Source organism: Stenotrophomonas muris (assembly GCF_052751275.1).
This window is the reverse complement of record NZ_CP199879.1, coordinates 2,493,886-2,514,225: the sequence shown is the minus strand read 5'-3', so window position 1 is coordinate 2,514,225 and position 20,340 is coordinate 2,493,886. Positions and strand designations below refer to the sequence as shown.

18 protein-coding genes are annotated in these 20,340 nt (G+C 66.6%); 9 read left to right on the top strand and 9 right to left on the bottom strand.

Going from position 1 to position 20,340, the window contains the following annotated elements:
• Nucleotides 1–68 precede the first annotated feature (68 nt).
• On the top strand, nucleotides 69–704 hold the full coding sequence (locus ACUVWL_RS11655) for a LysE/ArgO family amino acid transporter (RefSeq protein ID WP_005415673.1): 636 nt from the start codon (nucleotides 69–71) through the stop codon (nucleotides 702–704).
• Between the two features lie 163 nt (nucleotides 705–867).
• Entirely contained in the window at nucleotides 868–2,856 is a 1,989-nt protein-coding gene (locus ACUVWL_RS11650) for an alpha/beta hydrolase family protein (protein WP_111205853.1), read from the top strand.
• Nucleotides 2,857–2,910: 54 nt separating this feature from the next.
• On the opposite strand, the gene ACUVWL_RS11645 is transcribed toward ACUVWL_RS11650, so the two are convergent.
• The 3 genes from ACUVWL_RS11645 to ACUVWL_RS11635 form a co-directional block, all read right to left on the bottom strand.
• Nucleotides 2,911–4,665, bottom strand: coding sequence for a peptide MFS transporter (locus tag ACUVWL_RS11645; RefSeq protein ID WP_049441185.1), 1,755 nt, complete (start codon nucleotides 4,663–4,665; stop codon nucleotides 2,911–2,913).
• 109 nt (nucleotides 4,666–4,774) lie between these two features.
• Nucleotides 4,775–5,923 carry a heparan-alpha-glucosaminide N-acetyltransferase domain-containing protein gene (locus ACUVWL_RS11640; protein ID WP_049441187.1) on the bottom strand — a complete coding sequence of 383 codons (1,149 nt, stop codon included), beginning with the start codon at nucleotides 5,921–5,923 and terminating at the stop codon, nucleotides 4,775–4,777.
• A 91-nt stretch (nucleotides 5,924–6,014) separates the two neighbouring features.
• Nucleotides 6,015–6,557, bottom strand: a complete 543-nt coding sequence (locus ACUVWL_RS11635; protein WP_227863628.1) for a hypothetical protein — start codon at nucleotides 6,555–6,557, stop codon at nucleotides 6,015–6,017.
• Nucleotides 6,558–6,834: 277 nt separating this feature from the next.
• Between ACUVWL_RS11635 and ACUVWL_RS11630 the strand changes: the two genes are divergently transcribed.
• From ACUVWL_RS11630 to ACUVWL_RS11620, 3 genes are all read left to right on the top strand, one after another.
• Nucleotides 6,835–8,799 carry an OPT family oligopeptide transporter gene (locus ACUVWL_RS11630; RefSeq protein WP_014646348.1) on the top strand — a complete coding sequence of 655 codons (1,965 nt, stop codon included), beginning with the start codon at nucleotides 6,835–6,837 and terminating at the stop codon, nucleotides 8,797–8,799.
• A gap of 241 nt (nucleotides 8,800–9,040) precedes the next feature.
• Complete coding sequence (locus ACUVWL_RS11625; protein ID WP_445978363.1) at nucleotides 9,041–11,119, top strand: prolyl oligopeptidase family serine peptidase; 2,079 nt, start codon at nucleotides 9,041–9,043, stop codon at nucleotides 11,117–11,119.
• Between the two features lie 140 nt (nucleotides 11,120–11,259).
• Nucleotides 11,260–12,504 carry a DUF819 family protein gene (locus ACUVWL_RS11620; RefSeq protein ID WP_046429580.1) on the top strand — a complete coding sequence of 415 codons (1,245 nt, stop codon included), beginning with the start codon at nucleotides 11,260–11,262 and terminating at the stop codon, nucleotides 12,502–12,504.
• A 71-nt stretch (nucleotides 12,505–12,575) separates the two neighbouring features.
• Here the strand turns inward: ACUVWL_RS11620 and ACUVWL_RS11615 are convergent, their stop codons facing one another.
• Genes ACUVWL_RS11615 through ACUVWL_RS11595 form a run of 5 tightly spaced genes read right to left on the bottom strand, consistent with a single transcriptional unit; the run spans nucleotide 12,576 to nucleotide 15,599 of the window.
• A complete protein-coding gene (locus ACUVWL_RS11615; protein ID WP_032961355.1) occupies nucleotides 12,576–13,055 on the bottom strand; it encodes a hypothetical protein in 480 nt (159 codons plus the stop codon).
• Between the two features lie 46 nt (nucleotides 13,056–13,101).
• On the bottom strand, nucleotides 13,102–13,362 hold the full coding sequence (gene minE / locus ACUVWL_RS11610; protein WP_005408532.1) for a cell division topological specificity factor MinE: 261 nt from the start codon (nucleotides 13,360–13,362) through the stop codon (nucleotides 13,102–13,104).
• A 2-nt stretch (nucleotides 13,363–13,364) separates the two neighbouring features.
• Entirely contained in the window at nucleotides 13,365–14,174 is an 810-nt protein-coding gene (gene minD, locus ACUVWL_RS11605; RefSeq protein WP_005415682.1) for a septum site-determining protein MinD, read from the bottom strand.
• Nucleotides 14,175–14,211: 37 nt separating this feature from the next.
• Nucleotides 14,212–15,057 (bottom strand): septum site-determining protein MinC, encoded by an 846-nt coding sequence (minC, locus tag ACUVWL_RS11600; RefSeq protein WP_445978362.1) that lies wholly within the window; start codon nucleotides 15,055–15,057, stop codon nucleotides 14,212–14,214.
• Nucleotides 15,003–15,599: a GNAT family N-acetyltransferase gene (locus ACUVWL_RS11595; RefSeq protein WP_014036357.1), complete on the bottom strand. Its 597-nt coding sequence runs from the start codon at nucleotides 15,597–15,599 to the stop codon at nucleotides 15,003–15,005. Before ACUVWL_RS11595 ends, minC begins: the two co-directional genes overlap by 55 nt.
• A 150-nt stretch (nucleotides 15,600–15,749) precedes the next feature.
• Here ACUVWL_RS11595 and ACUVWL_RS11590 point away from each other — a divergent pair, with 150 nt between their 5' ends.
• The 4 genes from ACUVWL_RS11590 (at nucleotide 15,750) to ACUVWL_RS11575 (ending at nucleotide 19,371) form a co-directional block, all read left to right on the top strand.
• Nucleotides 15,750–16,946: a sensor histidine kinase gene (locus tag ACUVWL_RS11590; RefSeq protein ID WP_032961359.1), complete on the top strand. Its 1,197-nt coding sequence runs from the start codon at nucleotides 15,750–15,752 to the stop codon at nucleotides 16,944–16,946.
• Nucleotides 16,946–17,587, top strand: a complete 642-nt coding sequence (locus tag ACUVWL_RS11585; protein ID WP_006424175.1) for a response regulator — start codon at nucleotides 16,946–16,948, stop codon at nucleotides 17,585–17,587. Before ACUVWL_RS11590 ends, ACUVWL_RS11585 begins: the two co-directional genes overlap by 1 nt.
• A gap of 234 nt (nucleotides 17,588–17,821) precedes the next feature.
• A complete protein-coding gene (locus tag ACUVWL_RS11580; protein ID WP_014646355.1) occupies nucleotides 17,822–18,895 on the top strand; it encodes an SRPBCC family protein in 1,074 nt (357 codons plus the stop codon).
• A 104-nt stretch (nucleotides 18,896–18,999) separates the two neighbouring features.
• Complete coding sequence (locus tag ACUVWL_RS11575) at nucleotides 19,000–19,371, top strand: DUF423 domain-containing protein (RefSeq protein WP_014646356.1); 372 nt, start codon at nucleotides 19,000–19,002, stop codon at nucleotides 19,369–19,371.
• Nucleotides 19,372–19,525: 154 nt separating this feature from the next.
• Here ACUVWL_RS11575 and ACUVWL_RS11570 read toward each other — a convergent pair whose 3' ends face one another.
• Nucleotides 19,526–20,335, bottom strand: coding sequence for a M15 family metallopeptidase (locus ACUVWL_RS11570; RefSeq protein WP_445978361.1), 810 nt, complete (start codon nucleotides 20,333–20,335; stop codon nucleotides 19,526–19,528).
• Between the last annotated feature and the right edge of the window lie 5 nt (nucleotides 20,336–20,340).

Below are 20,340 nucleotides of genomic sequence, written 5' to 3'. Positions count from 1 at the left end.
GCGCCCGTTCCGGTGCTGTCCGCCTTCGCGAGGCACCGTCCCCCAAGCAATACAAGGCAGTGAATCCCATGTTCTCGGTCATCTCCGCCAGCACCGGCCTCGGTGCCTGGTTCTCTGGTGCAGCCACCGGCATCGGCCTGTTCGCCGTGGTCGGGGCCCAGAGCGCCTTCATTCTGCGCCAGGGCATCCTGCGCAAGCACATCGTGCCGGTGGTCGCCACCTGCGCGGCCATCGATGCCATCTTCATCTTTGCCAGCGTGGCCGGCCTGCGCACGCTCACTTCAGCGCTGCCGTGGCTGACCACCGCCGTGCTGTGGACCGGTGTCGCGTTCCTGGCCTGGTATGCGATGAAGTCGGCACGCCGTGCGATCGCCGGCGGCGGTGGCATGGGCGAGGCCGACAGCGACGACGGCAGCCGTCGCGCGGTGCTGATGGCCGCGGTCGGCTTCTCGCTGATCAACCCGCACTTCTGGCTGGACATGATGGTGATCGGCTCCATCGCCGAGAACTTCGGCAATGCCCGCATGGCCTTCGCTGCGGGCGTGGTCACGGCCAGCTGCCTGTGGCTGACCGCGCAGGGCCTTGGCGCACGCCTGCTGGCGCCGCTGTTCACCAAGCCCAGCACCTGGCGCGTGCTCGACGGCACCATCGCCGTGATCCTCAGCATCCTGGCCCTCATGTTGGCGGTGCGCGGGGTCCACTGACCCGGCGCACGCCCCCCGAACCCACGTCCTGACTCTCTCTCCAAGGTAGTGGCAACGACGGCACCGGCAACGGTGCCGTCGTCTTTTCCGGCTCTGGCGGGAAACCCATTGCCCTGCCTAGAATCGGAGACCAGGACAAGGTGTCCACAGGAGCAGGGGAAGGATGCACAGGACGATTCTGGCGGCCGCACTGGCCGTCATCGGGGGCGTTGCCGCAGGCAGCGCGGGGGCGGTGGATCTGACGCAGTACCTGCGGCGGGAGACCTTCACCGACATCAAGATCTCGCCGGGGGGCGAGTACGTAGCGGCAACGGTGCCGAGGGAGGACAGCACCGCGATCGCGATCCTGCGCCTGAAGGACAAGGAGGTGGTCGGCAGTTTCTGGCCGCCCAGCCGCAACCACGCGCAGGAATTCGATTGGGTCAGCAACGAGCGCCTGTTGATCGGCCTGGCCCAGAAGTGGGGCTCGCTCGACCAACCCAATCCCACCGGCGAACTCTATGCCATCGACGCCAACGGCAACCGTGGCGAGCTGCTGGTCGGCTATCGCGTCGAAAGCAAGGGCCCGGGGACCCGCATCCAGCCGAAGAAGGTCGAAGCAGTGGCCGCCTTCCTGGCCGACGACCTGCCGGGCGACGAGCGCAACGTGCTGGTGACCGTATGGCCGCTGGCCGAGGATCCGTACACCCGCGTAGATCGCATGGATGTGACTACGGGGCGTCGCTCGCGGGTGGCGTCCTCGCCGGTACGGCGCGGCGAGTTCACCACCGACGGCGCCGGCGAAGTGCGCTTCGTGCATGGCTCGGGCAGCGACAACATCAACAAGCTGTACTTCCGCGAACGCAGTGGCGACAGCTGGAAGCTGATCAACGACGAGGCCGTCAGCAAGCGCATCGAAACCGCCCTCGGCTTCTCGGCCGATGACAGCCTGGCCTACCTCAACGTCGAGCAGACCCAGGGCCCGGACGCGATCGTCAGCTGGAACCCGCAGACCGGCGAGCGTGCCACGCTGCTGCGCGACGAGGTGGTCAATCCGTATCGCATCATCCATCGGCCCGGCACCCACGTGCCGGTGGGCGCGCTCTATCTGGGCGATACGCCGCGTACCCGGTTCTTCGACGAGAAGTCGCCGGAGGCGCGCCTGTACCGCAGCCTGGAAGCCGCCTTCGGAGGGCCGGTCTACATCACCTCCAGCACCCGCGATGGCCGTGTCGTGCTGGTGGAAACCTGGTCGGGCTCGAACCCGGGCGATTTCTACGTCTACGACACGGTGGCGCGCAAGGCTGACCACCTGATCAGCCGCAGCGACTGGATTGACGTGGACCGCAGTGCCAGCGTGAAGCCGATTGCACTGAAGGCGCGGGACGGGCTGCCGTTGCATGGCTTCCTGACCCTGCCGGCCGGCAGCAACGGCCGCAACCTGCCGATGGTGGTGATGCCGCATGGCGGTCCGTTCGACATCTTCGATTCCGGCCAGTACGACCGCGAAACCCAGATGCTGGCCGCCGCCGGGTATGCCGTGCTGCAGGTCAACTTCCGTGGGTCGGGCAATTACGGCCGGGCCCACACCCAGGCCGGTGCGCAGCAGTGGGGCGCGGCGATGCAGGACGATGTCACCGATGCCACCCGCTGGGCAATCAGCGAAGGCATCGCCGATGCTCGTCGCATCTGCATCTATGGCGCCAGCTACGGGGCCTACTCGGCGATGATGGGGGCCGCCCGCGAACCCGGGCTGTATCAGTGCGCGGCCGGCTATGTGGGGGTCTACGACCTGCCGATGATGTACACCCGTGGCGATATCCAGGACCGCGGCTCAGGCGTGACCTACCTGCGCGAATGGCTGGGTGATCCGGCCAAGCTGGGCGCGGTGTCGCCGGTGAACCTGGCCGAACGGATCAAGGTACCGGTGTTCCTCGCCGCCGGTGGCGAAGACAAGCGTGCGCCGATCCAGCATACCGAGCGCATGGAAGCGGCGCTCAAGCGCACCGGCACACCGGTGGAAAGCCTGTACTACAAGACCGAAGGCCACGGCTTCTACACCGAGGCGCATCGCAGCGAGTACTACGACAAGCTGCTGGCGTTCCTGGCGCGCAGCCTGGGGGGCAAGACCGCGACGACCGCGCCCGTGGCCGGCAAGGACAAGGCGCCCTGAGCTGACAGGGCGGCGGATGAATTTTCCGCCGCCCTGGTCTTCGGCACGCGGGACTTACTTCACCCCGTGCATCATCTTCTTCAGCAGCGGCGCGGCGATGAAGGCCACCAACGCGCAACCCAGGCCGATCCACATCAGCAGCCAGAACAGGTGCGCGTAGGCACCGGCGGCAGCCACCATGTCCAGCGATTCGCCTTCCGGCACCTCGATCGCGGCCAGCTTGCCGAACAGCGCGGCCAGCGTTTCCGAGAATGCGGTGGCCAGGAACCAAGTGCCCATCATCAGGCTCATCACCCGCGGCACGGCCAGCTGGGTCACCGCCGACAGGCCGACCGGCGAGAGGCACATCTCGCCGCTGGCCAGCAGGAAGTAGGCCAGCACCAGCCACCACACGCTGGCCATCTCGCCGGTGGCGCCCACCTGCTGTGCGGCCAGCGCCAGCGGCACGAACGACAGCGCGCCGATCACCAGGCCCCAGGCCGACTTCACCGGCTTGCCCGGTTCCCAGCCGCGGCGGTCCATCCACGTCCACAGCGCGGCGAAGGCCGGAGCGAGCAGCACCAGGAACAGGCCGCCGAGGTAGGTCAGCGAGCCGGCGGTCTGCGGAATCACCAGGCAGTCGCGCACCAGCAGCACCAGCATCAGTACGACGATGGCGGCGAAGAACGTGCGCGGCGCGGCCGAGCCCGGGCGCCGTTCCGACAGGCGCGCGCTGACCACGAAGCCGAGCGGTGCCAGCAGCAGCGAGAGGATCGACCACGGCAGCGGCGTGCCGCCGGTGATCACCAGCGAGGGCACGATGTCCTTGGTCAGCAGGCGGTCGGTGAAGGTCACCCACGAGCCGTAGGACTGCTCGTACATCGTGAAGAACACCAGCGCCATGAAGATCAGCACCATCAGCGCGATCATCTGCTGGCGCTGCACCGGCGTGCATTTCGTGCCGGTGAACCAGGCGAACCAGACCAGCACGCCGCCCAGCACCACCAGCATCAGCATCAGCGCCAGGCTGATTTCACCGCCCAGCGCGAACGCGCCGTTGCCGGCGGCCCACATCAGCCATGCCACCGGCAGCACGCCGAGCACCGCGCACAGATAGATGAGCCATTCGCGTGGCAGGCCCAGCACCTTCTGCTTCAGCGCCGCCGGTTGCGGCGGTTCGGCATGGCCCTGCAGGTACTTCTGGCCCCACAGGAACATCGCCAGGCCGGCCAGCATGCCGATGCCGGCCGCACCGAAACCGTACTTCCAGCCGTAGGCCTCACCGAGGAAGCCACACACCAGGGACGAGAACAGCGCGCCGAGGTTGATGCCGGCGTAGAACAGCGAAAAGCCCGAGTCGCGACGCGGGTCGTCCTTGGCGTACAGCTTGCCGACAATGGTGGAGATGTTCGGCTTCAGGAAGCCGACGCCCATGATGATCAGCGCCAGCGACAGGTAGGTCACCGCCAGCGCCGAGGTGTCGCGCACCACTTCGCCGTTCACCCGGTACGCGGCGTGGCCCTCGAAGGCCATGCCGAGGTGGCCGAGTACCAGCAGGATGCCGCCGAACAGCACTGCCCGGCGCATGCCCAGCCAGCGGTCGGCCAGCATGCCGCCGAACACCGGGATGCAGTACACCAGGCCACCGTAGGCACCGAGCAGGTCCAGGCCGGCCTTGTCGCCGAACAGGTGGTATTTGGTCAGGTACAGCAGCAACAGCGCCTTCATGCCGTAGAAGGAGAAGCGCTCCCACATTTCAGTGAAGAAGCAGACGTAGACGCCCTTGGGGTGGCCCAGGAAGTCGTCGGAAGCAGAGGCGGCAACGGTCATCGACGGCGGGGACAGCGGAAAGGGCGCGATTATAGGCCTCTGGGCCTGGGCAGGCAGCCGCCGGTGGATCCACGCCATGCAGGGATGGCGCTCCCCCGGCGGCCACCGCTCACAGGTATCGCAACCAAGGCAGATCGCGCCTTCGCGCTTTGAACCGCGCGAAGGCCCGCGTCGGCGGGTACAGCACCACCGCCAGCGCACAGGCCACCAGCAGCAGGCCGCTGACCGAATCCAGGGCATACAGTTCGCCATGGGTCGGCCCCCAGGCCGCCAACGCGGCCAGGTACAGCCCCTTCAGTACGTACAGGTGCAGCAGGTAGAAGAACATCGGCGCAGCGCCGATATCGGCCAGCGGCTGCAGTGCCCGCGCCAGCGGCGGCCATTCGTACAGCCGCAGCAGCAACAGCCCCACGCCCAGGGTCAGCAACAGGAACTGCAATGACGGCGGGTACTTGGTGACGTTGAAGATGCTCAACCACGTGCGCAGCGTAGTGGTCTGGTACGACCAGGGAGCATCCCCATACTGGTTGGCGAACCGCAGCAGCGCGAACAGGGCCAGCGCGCCGACGCCTGCCCACAGCAGCCAGCGCTGGCGCTGCTCCGGCGCGCGCGCGCGGCCGAACCAGGGCCCCATCAGATAACCCAGCGCAATCACCCCGATCCACGGCAGTATCGGGTAGGAGGTGCGCAGGCGCAGCGCGCCGGCCTCGATCCAGTCGCGCTGGTGCAGCACTTTCCACAATAGCGCCAGCAGGCCATTGCCTTGCACCCGTAAGCCGTCGAACAGGTTGTGCCCGGCCACCACCGCGATTGCCAGCACCAGCAGGGCCGGGCGCGGCAGCCAAAGCAGCCCGGCCAGCGCGATCATGCTCAGCCCGATGGCCCAGATCACCTGCAGGTACAGCGTTTCCGGCGGCAGCTGGAAGGTCCAGGCGAAATTCACCAGGGTCAGTTCCAGCACCACCAGGAACAGCCCGCGCTTGAGCAGGAACGCAGCTGTGGCCCCGCGCGGATCCGCCTGGCGCTGGCCGTACAGCCAGGCCGACAGCCCGGTCAGCAGCACGAACACGGGGGCGCACAGGTGGGCCAACAGACGGCAGGCGAACAGCGCAGGGGAGACCGTCGCTGCGTCCATCGGGTCGCTCACCTGGTGCTGCAGGAAGAAGGTCTCGCGCACGTGGTCCAGCAGCATCAACAGCATCACGGTGCCGCGCAGCTGGTCGATGGAGGCCAGGCGGGTAGTGGGGGAAGGGGCCACGTACGAAGTTCGGTCGGCGTGGCAGGATATAACATAACAATTGCGTCTTTCCAGCGCGTGCTGAGCTGTTCCGACGAGCGCGCGCGTCGGCTCAGGGCAGGCAAACCGAGGGGCTCCAGCCCAGCGCCTCGTCGTAGTGGACCTGAATCGCTCGCAGGCTCCCGTCGGGGTTGGCCTTCAAGCAGAATCGGGCGCTGTGGTGTTGCGTGGCGCCGGTCCTGGTGGCCGACAGCGATACGTCGTACAGGCGTCCGGGCTGCAGCGGCATCGCCGTCTGCCTTGTAATGGCGTTGGCTGGCACTTCTCCGTAGACCACGCAGGCTCCGGGGGGAAGTGGGATTGATGCGGGATGGGCAAAGTAGAAAGACCATTGCCGCCGCAGCGGTGGAGTAATTGCGTCATGCACCTCCACACCAAACACCTCTGGAGTTTTACCGATACGCTTGCGCTCCTTCTTGGGTAGTCCGAAACAAGGTTTGCCGGCGTGGTCGGTGATCTCGACTGCGCCAATGCGGCTCCAGGCAGATGCGTAATCGCAAAGCGGCATCAGGCAGGTCAGGGTCACGACAGCTACGACCGGTGATTTGATCGGGCGGATCCGCAGTGGGTTGTTCATCGGGCGGCTCAGCGTCATCGGTTCAGATCATGAACACGATGCACGGGGCGTTGAGGCACTTCAAACGATGATGGCTGGAATGCTGCAGTACTGGTTGGCCTGGCCCCTGCAGGACAAAGAGACCGCGAGGCCCGGCAGCCCTCCGGGATGTGCCTCACGCGCTTGATGCGTTGGCCGAGTTTGGCCAGAAACGACTATCTCACTGCCGACCTGGCCGCAACCCTCCCGAACCGCACTGGACTTGCCGCCTCCTGAACGCTAGCGTGCAGGGGATTTTTTGCCAGCAGGGGCTCCCATGAACCACGACGCTGCGCCCAAGCAGCTCACCTTCCGCGCAGTGGCCCTGGCCATCGTGCTGGCGGTGGTGCTGTCGGCCGCAAACGCCTACCTCGGTCTGTTCGCAGGCCTGACCATCGCCACCGCCATTCCCGCCGCGGTGATTTCAATGGGCGTGCTGCGCCTGCTGGGCGGTGGCTCCATCCTCGAGAACAACATCGTGCAGACCGGCGCCTCGGCCGGTTCGTCGATCGCCGCCGGTGTGATCTTCACCATCCCGGCGCTGGTGATCATGGGCTACTGGCCGGACTTCAAGTACTGGTGGGTGCTGGGCATCGCCGGCCTCGGTGGCCTGTTGGGCGTGCTGTTCTCGGTGCCGCTGCGCCGTTCGATGATTGTCGAAGACCCGCTGCCGTTCCCGGAAGGCAAGGCTGCGGCCGAAGTGCTCAAGGCCGGTGAGAACCCTGGCCCGGGCCTGAAGATCCTCGGCCTGTCGGCGGTGATCGGTGCCTTCGTCAAGCTGGCCGCGGAAAGCGGCATGCGCCTGATTCCCGATGCCTGGGCCACCTCGGCCTACGTCGGCAGTTCCAAGGTCACCGCCTTCATCGGCACCAACCTGTCGCCGGCACTGCTGGGCGTGGGCTACATCGTCGGCCTCAACGTCGGCATCGTGGTGGTGTCCGGCTCGATCCTGACCTGGCACATTGCCATCCCGATCTACCAGGCGTTCTTCATGAACACCGACCCGGCGCTGGCCGCGTCGGTTGCCGCTGCCTCGTCCACCGAGGCCGCGTTCGCCATCTGGGGCGCGAAGATGCGCTACCTGGGCGTCGGTGCGATGCTGATCGGTGGCATCTGGACCCTGATCTCGCTGCGCAAGTCGCTGCTCAACGGCGTCAAGAGCGGCTTTGCCGCCGCCCGCAAGAGCGGTGGCCCGGTGCTGGCGCACACCGAGCGCGACCTGCCGATGAAGTGGATGCTGGTCGCCCTGGTGGTGTTCGTGCTGCCGCTGCTGGCCCTGTACCAGGCCATCGTCGGCCAGTGGCACGTGTCCATCCCGATGACCCTCATCATGATCGTCGCCGGCTTCCTGTTCGTTTCGGTCTCGGCCTACCTGGCTGGCCTGATCGGCTCGTCCAACAACCCGGTTTCGGGCATCACCATCTCCACCATCCTGTTCGCTTCGGCCGTGCTGGTGGTGCTGCTGGGCAAGGATGGCCTGCAGCCGGTCGGCGCCTTCGGCGCGCCGCTGGGCGCGGTGGCCGCGATCATGATCGGCGCGGTGGTGTGCTGTGCTGCAGCGGTCGGCGGTGACAACCTGCAGGACCTCAAGGCCGGTTACATCGTCGGTGCCACCCCGTGGAAGCAGCAGCTGATGCTGGGCATCGGTGCGTTCTCGTGCGCGCTGATCATGGCCCCGGTGCTGAACCTGCTGGCCACCGCCTACGGCATCGGCGTGAAGTCGGAGCTGCACCCGAACGCGCTGGCCGCGCCGCAGGCCAACCTGATGGCCTCGGTGGCCAAGGGCCTGTTCGGTGGTGAACTGCCGTGGACCTTCATCGGCATCGGTGCCGTGGTCGGTGCCGCCATCATCGCCTTCGACAGCTGGCTGAAGTCGCGCAACGCCCGCTTCCGCGTGCCGGTGCTGGCCGCCGCCATCGGCATCTACCTGCCGCTGGAACTGATGGTGCCGATCTTCCTCGGCGGCCTGATCGCCTACCTCGTCGAGCGCTTCCACAAGGTGCGTGCCGATGACGAAGAAGGTCGCGACCGCGTGCACAAGCCGGGCGTGCTGTTCGCCGCCGGCCTGATCACCGGTGAGGCACTGATGGGCATCGCCATCGCGATTCCGATCGTGGTGAGCAGTCGCGCCGACGTGCTGGCCGTGCCGTTCCACCTGCCGGGCGCACAGTGGATCGGCCTGGCCGTGCTGTTCCTGGTCGGCTGGCTGATCTACCGCACCGGCAAGCGCGCCATGGCGTAAGGGTTGGGGTCGGATCCCTTCCCGCAGGGAAGGGCTCTGACCCCGGGTTGACAGCGTCTGGGGTCAGAGCCGATTCCGTCGGAATCGGATCCGACCCCGGTGTCCCCACAAACCGCGCCACGGCGCGGTTTGCTTTTTCTGGCGGCGGGGCCGCGCCCCACCGGCAGCCATGACCGATGGCCTTGGCAGCCCCGGCCGCACGGGCCTACCATCGGTTTTTTGCCGTCCTGCGGAGACCCCGATGAAACTGCGTCATGCCCTGCTGCCACTGAGCCTGCTGGCCGCCCTGCCCAGCGTCGCCGCTGCCCGTGGCCTGGAAGTCCGCGACATGGTGGCCATGGACCGCGTCTCAGCGCCGGTACTGACCGCTGACGGCGGCACCGTGGTGTTCGCCAAGCGCAGCGTGGATGCCAACCTGAAGGCCTCCACCGCGCTGTACGCGCGCAACCTGCGTACCCGCGACGCAGCACCGCCGAAGCAGATCACCCCGGCCGGCTGGAACGTCAATTCCGCTTCGCTGTCGGCCGATGGCCAGACCGTGTATTTCCTCAGCGCCAGGAGCGGCAGCCAGCAGTTGTACGCGCAGCCGCTCAGCGGCGGCGCCCCGCGCCAGCTGACCGACTTCCCGGTCGACGTGGACAGCTACCACGTGTCGCCGCAGGACGACCGCGTGCTGTTCAGCGCCGGCGTGTTCCAGGCCTGTGCCTCGGACCTGGCCTGCACCGAGAAGAAGCTCAAGGACGTCGCCGGCGCCAAGGCCAGTGGAAAGGTCTTCGATTCGCTGTTCGTGCGCCACTGGGATACCTGGAACGACGGCCGCCGCAACACCCTGTTCGTCGCGCCGCTGCCGGCAGCCAAGGCCGGTCCGGTCAAGGGCGCTTCCGCGCTGAGCGCCACCATCGACGGTGATGCCCCGTCCAAGCCGTTCGGCGGCAATGATGATTTCGCGTGGTCGCCGGATGGCGCCAGCGTGGTCGCCAGCATCCGCGTGGCCGGCAAGCAGGAGCCGTGGTCGACCAACTTCGACCTGTACCGCTTCGACGCGGCGGGCAAGCAGGCGCCGGTCAACCTGACCGCCTCCAACCCGGCCTGGGATGCCGGCCCGGTGTTCAGTGCCGACGGCAAGACCCTGTTCTACCGCGCGATGAAGCGCCCGGGCTTCGAGGCTGACCGCTTCGGCCTGATGGCGATGGACCTGGCCAGTGGCAAGACCCGAGAGATCGCCCCGCAGTGGGATCGTTCGGCTGGGGGCATCACCCTGTCCGCCGACGGCGCCAGCATCTACACCACGGCCGATGACCTCGGCGAACACCCGCTGTTCCAGATCGACGTGGCCAGCGGCAAGGCCACCAAGCTGATCGGCGACGGCAGCGTGACCTCGGTGGATGTGGCCGGCAACAGCGTGGCGATCACCCGCAACAGCCTGAAGAGCAACGACCAGGTGTTGGTTGGCTTGCTGCCGGCCGCGGGCGAAGCCATCGGCGAGCTGCGCGCGCTGACCCCGGCCGCTGGTGAGGTGCTCAAGGATGTCAGCTTCGGCGACTACGAACAGTTCGAGTTCAAGGGCTGGAACAACGACACCGTGCATGGCTACGTGGTCAAGCCGCACAACTACCAGGAAGGCAAGTCGTACCCGGTCGCGTTCCTGATCCACGGCGGCCCGCAGGGCAGCTTCGGCAATGGCTGGAGCTACCGCTGGAATCCGCAGACCTACGCGGGCCAGGGCTATGCGGTGGTGATGATCGACTTCCACGGCTCCACCGGCTACGGCCAGGCGTTCACCGATGCGATCAGCCAGCACTGGGGCGACCGCCCGCTGGAAGACCTGCAGAAGGGCTGGGATGCGGCGCTGAAGAAGTATTCCTTCCTCAATGGTGACAAGGCCTGTGCGCTGGGCGCCAGCTACGGCGGCTTCATGGTCAACTGGATTGCCGGCAACTGGAACAGCCCGTTCAAGTGCCTGGTCAACCATGACGGCGTGTTCGACCAGCGCATGATGGGCTACGCCACCGAAGAACTGTGGTTCACCGAGTGGGAGCAGGGCGGTACGCCGTACCAGAAGGCGGCGAACTACGAGAAGTTCAACCCGGTCAACCACGTGGCGGACTGGAAGAAGCCGATCCTGGTCATCCACGGCCAGCAGGACTTCCGCATCCCGGTCGAGCAGGGCCTGGCCGCGTTCACCGCTGCCCAGCGCCAGGGCATCGAATCGAAGTTCCTGTACTTCCCGGATGAAAACCACTGGGTGCTGAAGCCGAACAACAGCATCCTGTGGCATGACACCGTCAATGCCTGGCTGAAGCAGCACATCGGCAACTGATGGTTGCGGCGCCGCCCTCCGGGGCGGCGCTTCTGTTTCACCATCTGCTTTACCGGTGGGTGCCGACCGTTGGTCGGCACACCTTCCTGATCTGCCGCCACCAGCAGCCGGCCAGCGGCCGGCTCTACCAGAGCGCCTGCATGCCTTCGACTGCCCTGATCCAGAACGACATCGTCGTCTTCGGTTTGATCGCCGCCACTCTTGGCGCCGTGTTCTGGACCGCCTCGCGCGAGCAGGGGCTGTGGAAGCGCTTCTATACGTTCGTGCCAGCGCTGCTGCTGTGCTACCTGATTCCCGGCATCTACAACACCGTCGGCCTGATCGACGGCCAGAACACCAAGCTCTACAACCCGATCGCGCGCGACATCCTGTTGCCGGCGGCGCTGATCCTGCTGACCCTGGCAGTGGATATCAAGGGCATCCTGCGGCTCGGCCCGAAGCTGGTACTGATGTACCTGGGCGCCTCGGCCAGCATCATGCTCGGTGCGGTGGTGGCGTTCCTGGTGATGCGCGCGATCCATCCCGACACCGTGGCCGGCGATACCTGGGCCGGCATGGCGGCACTGGCCGGCAGCTGGATCGGTGGTGGTGCCAACATGCTGGCGATGCGCGAAGTGTTCGACGTCAACGCGACCACCTTTGGCCAGTTCGCGGTGGTCGATGTCGGCGTCGGTTACGTGTGGATGGCCGCGCTGATCTTCCTGGCAGGACGTGCAGCGAAGATCGATGCACGCAGTGGCGCTGATACCTCGGCCATCGATGAACTGAAGGAGCGCATCGCGCGCTTCCAGGCCGAGCACGAACGCATTCCCAGCCTGACCGACCTGATGCTGATCGTGGCGGTGGCCTTCGGCGGCGTCGGCCTGTCGCATGCGATCGGTGCGCCGCTGGCGGCCTGGTTCAAGGCCAACGTCAGCTGGGCGTCGCAGTTCAGCCTGGACGCGCCGTTCGTGTGGGTGGTGGTGCTGTCGACCACGCTGGGCCTGAGCCTGAGTTTCACCCGCGCACGCAACCTGGAAGGGGCGGGTGCATCGCGGCTGGGTTCGTTGCTGCTGTACTTCCTGATCGCCTGCATCGGCATGCAGATGGATCTGCTGGCGCTGCTGGATCGCCCGTGGCTGTTCCTGCTTGGCCTGATCTGGATTGCCGTGCACATCGTGCTGCTGTGGTGCCTGGGCAAGCTGCTGAAGGTGCCGTTCTTCTATTTCGCCGTCGGTTCGCAGTCGAACATCGGTGGCCCGGCCTCGGCGCCGGTGGTGGCGGCCGCGTTCCATCCGGCCCTGGCGCCGGTGGGCGTGCTGCTGGGCACGATGGGCTATGCCACCGGCACCTACCTGGCCTACATCGTCGGCATCACCCTGCGCGCACTGGCCGGGCAGGGCTGATACGGCGACGGGGTGATGGGGTCAGATCCCTTTTGCGACGCAAAAGGGATCTGACCCCGGTTCCCGGTGAATCACGCCACCGGCAACCCGCGTTCGATCAACCATGCCTTCGCGTCTTCGGCGTCCTGCTCGAACCACGCCTGGGTAGATCCCAGCCGATACGTATACCCCCAGGCATCCATGTCGGCCATCAGCCGCTGGCTGCCGACGCCGGGCAGCTGCCCGGCCAGCACGATCTGCAGGTAGCAGGTCGCGTCTTCCTCGGCCACCGAGTCGGTGGCATCGGTATGCACCTGCGCCCGCCGCTCCGGCGGCAGTACGATCAGGTGGCAGGCCTCATGCAGCATCGAGTGCACGGGCGTGTCATCGCGCACGTAGACGTTGCTGGCGATGATGCCCGCCTCGGGCTCGCCCCAGTAGCTGCCGGGAATCGGCTCGCCGGCGGCCACGTGGTGCAGCCGCAGGCCATGCGCGGCGAGCAGGCACTGCGCATCGGCGAAGGCGATGTCGCCCACGCAGGTGATGTCCACGGCGGTTGTCGTATCGGTCATGCGGGTCAGGCAGCCCCGCCCATGCAGGCACGGGCGGGGCAGGGGATCAGGGTTTGTCCGGGCCTTCCGGCAGCGCCACGGAGATGTCCAGCACATCGTGCTGGCCATCCTTCACCAGGTCGACCTTCACCGCATCGACGTCGATGTTCACGTACTTCTTGATCACTTCCAGCAGCTCGCGCTGCAGCAGCGGCAGGTAGTCCGGGCCACCACGGTGGCTGCGTTCCTGCGCGATGATGATCTGCAGGCGGTTCTTGGCGGTTTCGGCGGTGGTCTTCTTCGCTTTGAGGAAATCAAACAGGCCCATGCTTACCCTCCGAACAGCTTGCTGAAGAAGCCCTTCTTCTCGACGTTGGTGAAGCGCATCGGGCGTTCTTCGCCGAGGATGCGCGCGACGGCGTCTTCATAGGCCTGGCCGGCAGCGGATTCGACATCCAGGATGACCGGCTCGCCCTTGTTGGAGGCGTTGAGCACGTCGCCCGATTCCGGAATCACGCCGATCGCCTTCAGGCCGAGGACTTCCTCGACGTCGGCGATGCTCAGCATCTCGCCGCTTTCCACGCGCAGCGGGGTGTAGCGGGTCAGCAGCAGGAAGGCCGGCACGTCCTGGCCGGATTCGGCCTTGTGGGTCTTCGAATCGAGCAGGCCGATGATGCGGTCGGAGTCGCGCACCGACGACACTTCCGGGTTCACCACCACCACCGCGCGGTCGGCGAAGTACATCGCCAGGAAGGCGCCCTTCTCGATGCCGGCCGGGGAGTCGCAGATGATGTAGTCGAAGCCGTCGGCGGCCAGGTCCTTCAGGACCTTGCCCACGCCTTCCTGGGTCAGTGCGTCCTTGTCGCGGGTCTGCGAGGCCGCCAGCACGTACAGGTTGTCGAAGCGCTTGTCCTTGATCAGGGCCTGCTTGAGGGTGGCTTCGCCGTGCACGACGTTGACGAAGTCGTACACCACGCGGCGTTCGCAGCCCATGATCAGGTCGAGGTTGCGCAGGCCGACGTCGAAGTCGATCACCGCCACCTTCTTGCCGCGCCGCGCCAGGCCGCAGGCCAGGCTCGCGCTGGAAGTGGTCTTGCCGACGCCGCCCTTGCCGGAGGTGACTACGATGATTTCAGCCAAAGGACTTCTCCTGGTTCTGCATGAGTTTGGTGCTGCGTCAGTCCAGCGCAGCGATCTTGATCTGGTCCTGTTCCAGCCACACCTGGACGGCCTTGCCGCGCAGGTTGTCCGGAACATCGTCCAGTACCTTGTAGTGGCCGGCAATGGCCACCAGTTCCGCATGGAAATCACGGCAGAAGATGCGTGCCGCGGTGTTGCCCTGGGCCCCTGCCAGCGCGCGGCCGCGCAGGGTGCCGTAGATATGGATGCTGCCATCGGCGATGACCTCGGCGCCGGCGCCGACAGTGGCCATCACGGTCAGGTCGCAGTTTTCCGCGTACAGCTGCTGGCCCGAACGCACGTTGCCCAGCTGCATGCGGCCCGGCTGCGGTGCAGCGGCGTCGGCCACCTTGGCCATCGGCGTCGCTGGGGCTGGCTTCGGTTCGGCACGGGCTGCCCGGCGCGGTTCCGGTGCGGGCGGCGGCGGGGCCGGTTCGCCCTCGGCACGCTCGTACTGCGCGCGGAACTTGGCCAGCAGCGGCAGGCCGAGCTGCTGGGAGAGCAGGTCGACCGCGCTGGTGCCGTAGGCCAGCGCCACCGGCAGCACCCCGGCGCTGCGCAGGCCGTCGACCAGCGCCTGCGCGGTGGCCACGTCCGGCACCTGGCTCAGGCCGCCGAAGTCGAGGATCACCGCGGCGCGGCCGAACAGCTTCGGGGCGCGGGTCACGCGCTCGCGCATTTCCTGCACGAGACGTTCGACATCAAGGGTACGGATGCGCAGGTTGGCGATGCCCACCTGGCCGATCTTCAGTTCACCGGCCTGTTCGTAATCGAAATTCACCGCCACGCTCAGGTCCCCGTCGGCCGCTGTGCCTGCGCCGGCAGCTGCCGGGCGCGTGTCCATGCCACATCCGGCAGCTTGTCGCCGTAGGTCTCCTGGACCCACGGGTAGCTGCACAGTTCCTTGGCCAGCATGCTGGCGCGCACATCGACCTGCGGCATGGTGTTCTGGCCCAGTTCGCGGAAGCCGAAGCTGCCGTGGAAGAGCAGGGCGGCATCGGCGCCATGGTCGAGGAAGACTTCGCAGGTCATCTGCGGGTAGCGCAGCTCGGCGAAGCTCTGCGCGTCGGCGTAGAACGCACGCCCGACGCCACCGCCACGACGGCGGCTGGCGACCACGATACGGTCGATATAGAAGAACGGGGTGTCCAGCTGCTGCTTGAACCAGGCGAAATTGCTGCTGTCGTGCTGGCTGTCGCTGCCGAAGCCGATCAGGAAGCCGGCCAGGTTGCCGTCGCGCTCGGCGACGCGGAAATACTCAGCGGTTTCATAGAACAGGCGCAGGCGGGCCGCATCCAGGGGAAGGATGGCCAGGCCAGCGTTGTTGTTCAAAGCCAGGACGGAATCGAGCTCGTGCTCGCGCACGTCGCGGATGACAATCGACATTGTGACTCCGTGGGGTAACGCGGTTGGTCCATCAAGGGACCCTGCGCACGATTATTGCATGCCCGGGGTGGGCTGCGGCATGAACAGGCGACCGGGCAGGCATGACTTCCGTGGGGTGCGGTGCGCAGGCGCGGCCCGTAGAGTGCTGGCATGTTGGGAGTCCTCAGCCATACCCGCGTCCTCCGCCTGGCCGGCCTGTTCACCTGGGTCATGGTCGGCCTGCCCCTGGCGTACTCGCAGTTCGAGAACCTGCACAGCCGCGGTGACATGGGCGGCTGGGCGATCCTGTTGTTCGTCGCCTACCTGTCCTTCGGCACGGCCTACTACTGGTTGACCCGCATCCTGCGCAGCGACAGCCACACCAGCTGGCTGGACCGCGGCCTGCTGCTGTTGCTGACGGTCTCGGCGCTGGGGGTCAGTTTCCTCAGCGGTTCGGGCCTGGGCAGCATCCTGATGATGGTGGCCGCCGGGGTCATTCCGTGGATGCTGTCGGTACGGCTGGGGGTGCTGTGGCTGCTGGTCAGCCAGCTGGCGGTGGCGCCGGTCTATTACCTGCTGCTGCGCTTCCCGCTGTTCGAAGCGGTGATGCAGTCGCTGCTGTACGGCGGCTTCTCCATGTTCATCTTCGTGACCAGCCTGGTTGCACGGCAGCAGACCGAGGCCCGCGACGAGCAGCGCCGGCTCAATTCGGAGCTGCGTGCCACCCGCGCCCTGCTGGCCGAGAGCGCGCGGGTCAACGAGCGCACCCGCATTTCGCGCGAGCTGCACGACCTGCTGGGCCACCAGCTGACTGCGCTGACCCTGAACCTGGAGGTCGCCGGCCACCTGGCCGAGGGCCAGGCGCTGGACCACGTGAAGCGCTCGCACGCGCTGGCCAAGCTGCTGCTGGGCAATGTGCGCGAGGTGGTCAGCCAGCTGCGCGAGACCGGCGCGATCGATCTGGCCGCGGCGCTGCGCCCGCTGACCGAGAACGTGCCCTCGCTGGACATCCAGCTGGAGATCGAGGATCCGTTGAACGTGGAAGACCCGCAGCGGGCCCACGTGCTGCTGCGCTGTACCCAGGAGATCATTACCAACGCGGTGCGCCACGCCGGCGCCCGCCACCTGTGGATCAAGGTGTACCGTGAAGCCCCCGACCGGGTGGTGGTGGAGGCCCGCGACGACGGCGTCGGCGCGGATATGGTCAATGTAGGCAATGGCTTGCGCGGCATGCGCGAGCGCCTGCAACAATGTGGTGGCCAGCTGCAGATCGAAACCCGTCCCGGAGAAGGCTTCCGGCTGCGGGCGACGGTGCCGGCAACGGTGCTGGTGGCGGCCCTTACCAAGGTTCCTGAAGGAGTGCGTTGATGATTCGCGTCTGCCTGGTCGACGACCAAACCCTGGTGCGGCAGGGAATCCGCTCCCTGCTGGCGCTCGACGACGGCATCGAGGTGGTGGCCGAGGCCGGCGACGGCCGGCAGGCGGTCGAGCTGATACCGCAGGTGCGCCCCGACGTGGTGCTGATGGACATGCGCATGCCGGTGATGTCCGGTCTGGAGGCACTGCAGGTGCTGTCGCGGCAGGAACAGCTGCCGCCGACCATCATCCTCACCACGTTCGACGATGACCAGCTGGTGCTGGCCGGGCTCAAGGCCGGTGCCAAGGGCTACCTGCTCAAGGATGTCACCCTGGCGCAGCTGGTCGGTGCCATCCGTACCGTGGCCGACGGCGGTTCGCTGGTGCAGCCGGCGGTGACCCAGCGCCTGCTGTCCGGCCTGGAGCACATGCGCAACGAGTTCGTCAGCCTGGACCGCCCGGACCCGCTGACCGACCGCGAGACCGAGATCCTGCGGCTGATGGCCAGCGGCTTCTCCAACAAGGAGATCGCCAATTCGCTGGGCGTGGCCGAAGGCACCATCAAGAACCACGTGTCCAACATCCTGTCCAAGCTGGGCGTGCGCGACCGTACGCGTGCCGTACTGAAGGCGTTCGAACTCCAGCTGGTCTGAAGAAAATCGTTCAAGTACAAAGACTTGGGTCGTAGTTACGGGTTCCTGCCAAGGTTGCCCCCTACTTGCCGGGTAGCGGTATGCGTTACCCTTCGAATTCTTTGTCCATACAAATACGCAGCCGGCAGGGAAACCGGTGCGCCAATCCCGATAAACAATGCCCGCGAAGCCTGCTAGGATTGGCGCTTCGCTTCAATCAACCCGGCCGTGGGATCGGCCCCGGAGACTCTCTGAATGACCCGTATTATCGAGTTCCTGATCGCCTTGGGGATCGTGGCTGGCCTGTTCGTCATCATTGGCGTATGTCTGCCGGGCGAGCGTCACATCACCGAAAGCATCGAGACCAACCGCAAGATGACGATCGTGTACGACACGGTCAGCAGCCTGCGCCGCTTCAAGGACTGGAACCCGCTGGTACTGCGCGATCCCGCCGTTGAACTGAAGCTGTCCGGCCCGGCCTCCGGTACCGGTGCCACTCTCGACTTCACCTCCAAGGACCTGGGCACCGGTTCCTGGAAGATCACCGAAGCCGAAGAGAACAAGCGTGTTGTGATCGCCATCGAAGACGCCACCAAGGGTCACGACAAGGTCACCACCTTCAACCTGGAGCCGACCGGCAAGGGCGGTCGCAACGTCAAGATCACCCAGGACTACTCGGTGAAGTACGGCTTCGACCTGTTCGGCCGTTACGCCGGCCTGTATGTCAGCCGCCAGATCGGCGACGACATCAAGCTGGGCCTGTCGCGCATCGCCAACATGCTCGCAACCGTGCCGAACGTGGACTACCGCACGCCGGAAGCCCCGCTGACCGACCTGGCCATCGTTGAAGTGCCGGCCGAGAACCTGCTGGTGGTCAACGCCGGCAACGTGGACCGCGGTCAGGACACCATCACCAAGTCCATCAAGGACAACCAGGAGTGGATCAAGCGCGTGATGGAGGCCAATGGCCTTGAAGCCGCCGGCCCGTTCCGCATCATCACCACCGACTTCGGCCAGGAGAAGTACGCCTTCGACATCGCCCAGCCGGTGAAGAAGAAGGGTGCTGAAGGTGCTGCTGCCGACGAGCTGACCGTCAAGATCGACGGCGGCGCTCCGGTCAAGTACGTGCACGTTGCTCCGCACCGTTCGGCGCATGCGGCCTACACCGGCCACATGGCGGGTCTGGACGTGGCCCGCAACGGCCTGCGTGCCTGGGCCGTGACTTCGGGCAACGAAGTCATCGACCGCCCGTACGAAACCTGGAAGGACGGCATCGACAAGTCGTTCACCCCGGAAGCGACCTACGACATCTACTGGGCCGTCAAGTAAGCCTCGGCTGAGCCATGTAGTGTTGGACACGAAAACGCGCCGCTCATTGCGGCGCGTTTTTTTTGATCCGGCGCCCGGCAAGGGGCGCTGCGCAAGGAGCCCCCATGTTCAATCTCGAACGTCGTGCACGTAAGCCGTCCCTGCTCGCCTGCCTGGGGGCGCTGCTGGCCGCTGCCTCGATCGGCCTGTCCGCCTACGCCTCGCATGGCGTGGCCGATCCGCTGGCGCAGCAGCACCTGAACATGGCGGCGCTGTACGCGTTCGCGCATGGTGCGGTACTGGTGGCACTCGGGCCGCGCGCGCACGGGGCGATCGCACACCTGGCGCTGTACGTGCTGCTGCTGGGTGTGCTGTTGTTTTCAGGCAGCCTGGTGGGCGGGGCGCTGTGGCAGTGGCCGACGCGGATGGCGCCGATCGGTGGCACCAGCATGATGGCCGGCTGGGTGGTGCTGGCGATCAATGCGTTGAGGCGGTGACGGCAATCCGGGTACAGCCGAGCATGGCTCGGCACTACATGGGGGCGTTGCGCGGCAGCTGCTGTAGAGCCAAGCCATGCTCGGCTTCGAGCGAAGCGGCCCGCTTTTGGCTTCGCTCTCTCGTTCCATTCCGCGTGCGGGCGCCACGAGGGGCTCAGCCGTTGGCCGGCCTCCAGCACCAGTGCCAGGGTTCGTAGACGATGCCGTGCGGGTTGTCGCGTGGGTAGCTCAGATGGAAGCCATGCCCGCCGGCATGCACCTGCAGCCAGGCGAACGCGTCGGTGGCTTCAAATGATTCCTCGGCCGGGGCATCGCCCGGTCTGCCGATGTCCAGCGCATGGCCGCTGTGGTGTTCGCTGAACCCCGGCGCTGCATTGACCTTCAGGATCTCCGTCACGCTCAACCCACGTGCCAGCTTCCGCTCGAAGATGCCCAGCTGGTAGGCATGGCTGCGGAAGCCGGAAATTGCGTCGAGCGCGATGCCCTCCCGTGCCGCCTGCAGGCGCATCCGCCGCCATCCCTGCGCGGCGCCACGGCGCAGCCACAGCGGGCGGCCGAAGCGGTCACGGCCGGCGAAGTGCAGCAGGCACGGTTCGGGCTCCAGTGGCAGGCCGCTGTCGTCGGCATAGCGCTGTGCATCCAGGCCGAGCTGCTGCAGGCGTTGCTGCAGCCCGGCCAGCGGCAGCCACTGTTCCTGCAGCGCGGCGCCGAACGGACGTGCCGCCGCTGCATCGAGCAGCGCCAGTGCGTCCTCGGCCCCGGCCTCGCGCAGCAGGCGTGGCACCAGCGAATGCACGCCATGCGTCGTTACCGCCGCCAGGTAGCGGCCATCGCGCTTGCGCCGCAGCACCCACTGTGCCTGCGACAGCAGGCGGGCATCCGGGTTGCTTCGTGCGCGCAGCAGGTGGGCGGGCCACAGCTCGATGGCCTCGGTATTGATCAGCAGGGGGGCGCGTCGTTGCATCGCCG